The organism is Paracoccus alcaliphilus, assembly GCF_028553725.1.
GTDB classification, from domain to species: domain Bacteria; phylum Pseudomonadota; class Alphaproteobacteria; order Rhodobacterales; family Rhodobacteraceae; genus Paracoccus; species Paracoccus alcaliphilus.
In genome coordinates this window covers 617,618-625,000 of record NZ_CP067124.1, presented here as the reverse complement: position 1 = coordinate 625,000, position 7,383 = coordinate 617,618, and the positions used below count along the sequence as shown (strand labels likewise).

At 61.4% G+C, this 7,383-nt stretch carries 4 protein-coding genes, 1 tRNA gene, 2 rRNA genes and 1 pseudogene (1 of these 8 running past the window's edge); 4 read left to right on the top strand and 4 right to left on the bottom strand.

What is annotated here, in order from left to right; all coding sequences use genetic code 11:
* From JHW40_RS03350 to JHW40_RS24110, 4 genes are all read left to right on the top strand, one after another.
* Positions 1-917, top strand: a 23S ribosomal RNA gene (locus JHW40_RS03350); it begins 1,933 nt to the left of the window's first position.
* 90 nt (positions 918-1,007) lie between these two features.
* Positions 1,008-1,122: ribosomal RNA gene (gene rrf / locus JHW40_RS03345) — 5S ribosomal RNA — on the top strand.
* Positions 1,123-1,188: 66 nt separating this feature from the next.
* Positions 1,189-1,265: transfer RNA gene (locus JHW40_RS03340), tRNA-Met, on the top strand.
* Between the two features lie 43 nt (positions 1,266-1,308).
* The gene (locus JHW40_RS24110; RefSeq protein ID WP_419182457.1) at positions 1,309-1,881 is read left to right on the top strand and encodes a hypothetical protein; all 573 of its coding nucleotides are present in this window, start codon (positions 1,309-1,311) and stop codon (positions 1,879-1,881) included.
* Positions 1,882-1,884: 3 nt separating this feature from the next.
* Here JHW40_RS24110 and JHW40_RS24105 read toward each other — a convergent pair.
* The 4 genes and pseudogenes from JHW40_RS24105 to JHW40_RS03320 form a co-directional block, all read right to left on the bottom strand.
* Positions 1,885-2,910, bottom strand: a pseudogene (locus JHW40_RS24105) (recombinase family protein); the annotation flags it as partial.
* Positions 2,911-3,695: 785 nt separating this feature from the next.
* The gene (locus tag JHW40_RS03330; protein WP_090617373.1) at positions 3,696-4,520 is read right to left on the bottom strand and encodes a phosphoesterase; all 825 of its coding nucleotides are present in this window, start codon (positions 4,518-4,520) and stop codon (positions 3,696-3,698) included.
* A 14-nt stretch (positions 4,521-4,534) separates the two neighbouring features.
* Positions 4,535-4,993: a DUF6634 family protein gene (locus JHW40_RS03325; RefSeq protein WP_090617375.1), complete on the bottom strand. Its 459-nt coding sequence runs from the start codon at positions 4,991-4,993 to the stop codon at positions 4,535-4,537.
* 101 nt (positions 4,994-5,094) lie between these two features.
* On the bottom strand, positions 5,095-7,383 hold the full coding sequence (locus tag JHW40_RS03320) for an AAA family ATPase (protein WP_090617378.1): 2,289 nt from the start codon (positions 7,381-7,383) through the stop codon (positions 5,095-5,097).

The window sequence follows — 7,383 nt, the reverse complement described above, 5'->3', positions numbered from 1 at the left end:
TGGCGTAACGACTTCCCCGCTGTCTCAAATGTGGACTCAGCGAAATTGAATTGTGTGTGAAGATGCACACTTCCCGCGGTTAGACGGAAAGACCCCATGCACCTTTACTACAGCTTCGCACTGGCATCAGGATTGCGATGTGCAGGATAGGCGGTAGGCTTTGAAATCGGGACGCCAGTTCCGGTGGAGCCATCCTTGAGATACCGCCCTTCGCACTCTTGATGTCTAACCGCGGTCCGTTATCCGGATCCGGGACCCTGCGTGGCGGGTAGTTTGACTGGGGCGGTCGCCTCCCAAAGAGTAACGGAGGCGCGCGAAGGTTGGCTCAGAGCGGTCGGAAATCGCTCGTTGAGTGCAATGGCAGAAGCCAGCCTGACTGCAAGACTGACAAGTCGAGCAGAGTCGAAAGACGGCCATAGTGATCCGGTGGTCCCGAGTGGAAGGGCCATCGCTCAACGGATAAAAGGTACGCTGGGGATAACAGGCTGATGATGCCCAAGAGTCCATATCGACGGCATCGTTTGGCACCTCGATGTCGGCTCATCTCATCCTGGGGCTGGAGCAGGTCCCAAGGGTACGGCTGTTCGCCGTTTAAAGAGGTACGTGAGCTGGGTTTAGAACGTCGTGAGACAGTTCGGTCCCTATCTGCCGTGGGTGTTGGAGACTTGAGAGGAGTTGCCCCTAGTACGAGAGGACCGGGGTGAACGTTCCACTGGTGGACCTGTTGTCGTGCCAACGGCAGTGCAGGGTAGCTATGAACGGACAGGATAAACGCTGAAGGCATCTAAGCGTGAAGCCCCCCTCAAAACAAGGTCTCCCTTGAGAGCCGTGGAAGACCACCACGTCGATAGGCCGGAGATGTAAGTGCAGCAATGCATTCAGTTGACCGGTACTAATGGCTCGATAGGCTTGATTTGATCCGGAAGAAGCAAGACTTCTTCCAAAGCATCCTTGGACAACAAAACCCCGCCAAAAGGCAGGGTCAACGCTGATCGCTTCTTTCCTGGTCTGGTGGCCCTAGCGCGAGCAAAACACCCGATCCCATCCCGAACTCGGCCGTTAAGTGCCGCTGCGCCGATGGTACTGCGTCTCAAGACGTGGGAGAGTAGGTCACCGCCAGACCTGGTAAGAAGCGATAATCTCTGAAACGATATGAAAAAGCACCGCAAAAAAAAGCGATGCAATCGGCGCGGGGTAGAGCAGCCCGGTAGCTCGTCAGGCTCATAACCTGAAGGTCGTAGGTTCAAATCCTACCCCCGCAACCAGAAATCCTACACTTTCATCAACCTCCTGTTCGCAGGAGGTTTTTTGCGTTCCGGATGCCTGATCCACACCCAGGCTGAAGCTCAGGATCGCTGCCAGCGAGCCGTGCAGCTCGACCTGGGGCAGCATCCGCTTGCCCTTGCCGGGAACCGGCGTGACCACGATGCGGTCGATCAGGCCACGGATCGCGTCGCGGGCCTCGCCCTCGGCCTCCGGTTCCGTCAGGTCGGCGATCAGCGCCTGGATCCGGTCGTGATAGGTATCGGCGATGCGCGGATGCAGGCGCGTCGTCGTGGGGGCAGGGGCGGCGGCGAGTTCTTTTTCCAGCTGCTTCTGGCGAGCTTCGAGCTGCTCCATCTTCGCTTTGATCCGTTCGGCCGGAGTGCCGGCCAGAATGGCATTCACCAGGACATCCTGGTCCTTGATAACCTTGGCCAGTTCCTTCTGTCTGATCGCGCGATCATCGACATGGCTGGCGGCCAGCCGGTTGCGCTCGGCGATGTATTCCGTGACGAAGACCTTGACCAGGTCCGGATCCATCAGGTGATCGGACAGGATCGACAGGATCCGTCCCTCCAGATCCTGCCGGGTCATGCCGGTGCGATTGGTGCAGTATGATTTGCCCTTGTTGCGGGAATTGCTGCAGCCCAGACGATCCGGCCCGACGGCGGAAAATCCACCACCACAACAACCGCATTTGACCAGACCGGTCAGCAGGAAGCGCGGCTTGCGCCGTTCCCAGGCCTGTTTGTCGGTCTGTTCGATCTTGCGGGTTTCCTGACGGGCCTTCACCTCGTCCCAGAGCTCCTGCTCGATGATCCTGAGCTCCGGCACGTCGGTGATGACCCAGTCTGATTCCGGGTTCGGCCGGGCCTGGCGTTTGCCTGTCGCGGGATCCTTGACGAAGTTCTGGCGATTCCAGACCAGCCTGCCGATATAGATCTCGTTGTTGAGGATGCCGATGCCGCGCTTCGGATTGCCATGAATGGTGGATTTGTCCCAGGCCCGGCCGCGCGGGCCGGGGATGCCTTCCTGGTTCAGCATATCGGCAATCCGGTTCGGCGACATACCGTCGGCATAACTGCGGAAGATGCGACGCAAGATAGCCGCTTCCTGTTCGTTGATCTCGCGGTCACCGCGCTTGATCTCGCCGTCCTCGGTGAGGCTGCGCAGCACCGTGTAGCCAAAGGCATTGCCGCCGCCGGATTTGCCGGCCTCGACGCGGCCGCGCAGGCCTCGGCGGGTCTTGGCGGCGAGGTCCTTCAGGAACAGGGCGTTCATCGTGCCTTTGAGGCCGATATGCATCTCGTCGATGCGGCCCTCGGCAAGGGTCTCGATGGCGACACCGGCGAAGCTCAGGTTCTGGTAGAGCGCGGCGATATCGGCCTGGTTGCGTGACAGGCGGTCGAGGGCTTCGGACAGAACGATGTCGAAGCGCCGCTCGCGGGCATCCTGCTGCAGACGCTGGATGCCGGGACGCATCAGCGAGGCGCCCGAGGTGGCGGCATCCTCGTAGCTGCCGGTGATCTGCCAGCCCTCCCGCGCTGCGCGCTCACGGCAAAGGCGGATCTGATCCTCGATCGAGGCGGCGCTTTGCAAGTCCGAGGAATAGCGGGCGTAGATGACGGCGCGCAGTGGCTGGGTCATGTAAAAATCTCCTCTTGGACAGGATGCGGCAGGGCGGGGGTTGGATGGTCAGCTCGGGAAGAGCTTCTGGGGCAACGGCATGACGGGCAGCATGGCTGGACTGCTGCCAATTGATAGCCGGATCGCGCCGCCGGGTATGGGTCAGCCCCGTTGCGCGGCGGCGTGATCGGCGCGGGCGGCATCGCGGGCCATGGCGCGGACCAGAGCCAGCATCTGCTCTTTCTGAAAAGGCGGCAAGGCAGGCGACGGGGAAAGGACCGGGGCTTTCGCCCCCGCCTGTCCCTTGCGCCCTGCGCCCTGTTGCCGTGCCTGTGCCAAAAACAAATCTCTCCCGTGCCGTGCAGAGCCGTGCTCTGGCGGGTCATGTCCTTCATCAATCCGGTATCTGTCCGGGTCATGAGGGTATTATGGAGCATCGATACGTCCTCAGAAGGCTTTGCGAGCGGGCAGGCTTTTCAATTATGTGGATAACCGAACTAACACGTTGAAATGCAAATATATAATTGAGAGATAAAATCAGAAAAAGAAATGGATTAAATATATCCGATCAGGCGGTTGGCCAGAGGGGGGTATGGAAATAGACAAAGCAGATGCCTGAGAAACAAAAGGGAAGAAAGGCGGATAAAAAATAACCGGTAATGATGAGTCTGAAAGTAAAAAGTAGAAAGGGCGAGCGAACATAGGGCAATACTCCCATGTCGAATGGCATGTGGCGAATGTGGAAAACATGCCGGAGGCCAGATGGGCGGTCGGCATGTCGATAGCTCTGTCGGGTGGGGAATTCGTCATCCCTTCGCGTCGACGGGCCGGGCGATGTTCAGCTGCTCATCATAGCGACAGCCCTCGGGCAGGGTGAACTCGGCAACGGACAGATGGCCGCCGATGCATTGCGGACAGATGCGATCGCCCTCGGCCATGGTATCGGAAAGACCGCCGCTGAGGGCAATGGTCTCGCCGGTCTCGTCAATGACGATGCGCGCGCCACGCCGGATCGCGTGGCCCGATGGCAGTTGCGGATCGAGTTCCGCGAGGCAGAAACAGCAGGTCGCCGTCGGAAAGGCGCAGCCCGGCTCGACCTCATTCCAGTGGGCATTGACCGGAAGCTTCGCCGCCCGTTCTTTGATCTCCGGCAGCGAGACTGGCCGGAAATCCCAGACATCGACGCCGACATTGACACTGTTGCGGCTGCCTTGCCAGTTGTCGTGGACATGTCCGAAGAGTTGCAAGGCCCCGTGACGCGCACCGGGAAATGTGATCATCGGATAGTGAAACAGAAACAGCCGTTGGCCTTCAACGGTCACATCGGCGGTATCGCGGATGCTGTTCCACCCCAGGGCACGCACCCAGGCCTTGTCGTGATTGCCGAGGATGAGATGTTTGCGGCCGGGAATTTTCTGGAAGATCTCGGCGATCTCGCGGCGGTGTCCTCCCTGGACCTTGCTGATCGCGAAATCCCCGAGAATCCAGAAATCATCTTCCGGACCCACCCTTGCGCGGTACTGCGCAAGGATATGGGTGTCCATCGCCTCGACATCTGCACAGGGCCGGTTGCAAAATGTAATGATGTTTGCGTGCCCGAAATGTGAATCGGCGCTGAACCAGGTGGTCATGTTCTGGACACCTCTCAGTCAATTCCGTGATTTGCGCCGATCCTGCGCATGAGCGCGATATGGTCGGCGAGGATTTGTTCCAGCGCCACCGCGTCGTCGATGGCTGCAAAGCCGGGCAGATGAAACACGAGCGATCCTGGCTTGGCATTGGCTTGGCCCATCCTGCTGGCCAAATCGGCTTCGAACGCGGCAAATGGTCTGCCCAGCTTGTACCATCGGCTCACGCTGCGCGCCCAGCCGGCGTTGCGGTTGAGGGCGATCAGCCGGGAGGTCGTAATCATGTCCGTGCCGAGCTTGGGATGCCCTGACACTTCGCCCCAGAGTACCAGCATCGGATATGGGCGCCGGTCGATCAGGACGCGCCAGAGGTCGAGGGTCGGTGTGGAGGCAAGAGCGTCGCCCGTTGGGCCACGTTCTGCTTCGCGGATCGCGTCGAGGCCGCGCTGGAATTGCCGATACTGTTCCGGGGTCATGAGATGCCTCCTGAAATGTTGTGGGCTGGACCATCGCGCTGCGGTCCAGATCGTTGTGGGGATGGTGATGGGGATGTGATTGGGTGCGGTGCTTTACGGGATCAGTCGGAATCCGGCTCTGCCACCGGCCCCTCCACGAGTGGAGGCGCAGCGGCGCGCCTTTCCTGCGGCATGTGTGCGAATTCGGTGCCTCGCCCGCCCAAGTCATGCCGGCGCAGATCATCGCTGGAGAGATGTCGTTTCTGCTGCAATTCCTGGGCCATCGCGATCAACTGCGCTTGGTGCTGGCGCAGGATCGTGGCAGCCCGGACTTCACTGTCCCGAAGCCGCGCTCTGACCAGCTTCTGCGTTGCCGCATCGAGCCTGCCGATCTCCTGGGTTCCCGACCAGATCGGCCCCTGCGATCCGAGGCCGAAATGCGTCTCGATCATGATGGCGATGCGGGTTGCGATGGCCAGATCGGACTCCTCGCCGCCGCCGGCGCCGGCCGAGGCATCGCCGAGGACCAGCCGTTCTGCGGCACGTCCCGCCAGCGTATAAGCAATCTCGTCTTCCATATCCGCAAGCAGCGTCTGATGGTGCGGCAGCTTGCGGGCGATCTCGCCACCCTGCGGCGTCAGGGTGATGCGGGTGATCTCACCGAGCTTCAGCGCGGAGCAGACCACCGCATGGCCGGCTTCGTGGAGGGCGATGCGCCAGTCGAGCCCGTCATGCTGCGGCGGCAGTGCGAGCGCGATGCGGATGTCGTCCAGACGCAGATTTCGGCGTTCCGCCCGGCAGAGCGAGCGGGCCATTCGTACAGCGGCGTCGATCTGAGCGGGGGTGCAGCCGGAGGCTGCCCGGGCGAGGTCGGCGATCCCGCCTGGATCAAAACCATCGCCCAGCTTGCCGCGCAGGATCTGCGCCAATGCATCGGGGCCGGGACGGCCGACCTCAATATGAAGATCGAACCGGCCTGCGCGCAGGATCGCCGGATCGATGCGCTGCGGGTTGTTGCAGGTGCCGATGACGATGAGGCCCTCTTTGCGCGAGATCGCATCCATTTGCTCGAGAAACGCGTTGACGACTTGCACGCGGTAATTGCGGGCGTGATCATCGCTGTCACTGCGCGAGCCGACCGCGTCGATCTCGTCGATCGTGAGGATCGCCGGCGCCGCGGCGAAGGCTCGTGCGAAGGTCTTGCGCATGGCGTCGAGCATATGGCCGAGATGCCCGGCGGCCTGCCATTCGGCGAAACTGCCGCTGACATGGCCGATGCCGGCGCTGGCGGCCATGGCCTGCGCGAGCCATGTCTTGCCTGTCCCGGGTGGGCCGTAGAGCAAGAGCGAACGGGTCAGTTCCGACCATGCGACCTCGCCGGCTTGCCAGTCGCGCAGGTCGGCGACGATGCGGCGCGCGGCGGGCAGGGCGGGATTATCGTCGGCGATCCGGTCGAGATGCGGGACTGATGCTTCGGCTTTGGGCGCGGCCTGCGCCAGGCGCGTGATCGCCTCCTCGATGCCTTGTGCCGCGAAAGCGAGGCGCAAGGCCAGCGGCGTCAGTCGGGCGATGGCCTGATCAGCGGGGAGACGATCCGCCAGGGATCTGTCGGTCAGCACACCGGCATCCGGATAGCATGTATCCAAAGCCAAGAGCAGGATCGCGGGTGACAGCAGCGCCAGGGTGATTGGTTCGGGCAGGATCGGGCGCAGCTCCTCGGGCAGAATCACGTCGTCGGGGATCAGCAGCATCAAGGGAAGGCCGGTGTCCATGACCTCCGCGATCCGTTCGGCGTAGGTGACAAGGCTGGCCGGCTCGATCTTGTCGTGGCGAACCTCCGGATGCAGCAGAACGAAGGCGGGTGGCGCGTAGCTCTGGAAATCGGCTCGTGACAGGCACTCCCATTGCTCCGGGACCATGAGATCACCGATGATGCGGACGACATCGGACACGTCTCCGGTTGCAAAACCGCGCAGCACCGTAACAGGATGTGCCCTCAGATGCTTTTCAAATGCGTCGGCAGAACCGAAGACGCTCGCCAGCCGCAGTAGCATCAGCAGGCGGGCGAGCGAGAGCGGCCGGCGCGATCTGCGTTTGATCGCCGCCACGGTTGCAGTGGCATCACCTTGGGCATGATCAGCGACGACCTCTTTGTCACGCTCCGTGCTGTCACGTGGCTCCCGACTGTCGGGCGGCCAGTCGAGTTCCGGCTGTGCAGGCTGTTTTCTTTCAGCGGCGAGGGTGCGGATCTCGGCCTCTTCTTCTTGCAGGATGTCGCGCTGCCGCGCGATCAACGCATGGGCATAACCGATCCAGTCGGGGTGGTCCTTTACAGAAAAGGGGAGGCATTGAAGCATGAGATCACCTTGAGAAAAGAGGTATGACTGTTCGAACCGGGATGTCCGGGCCAT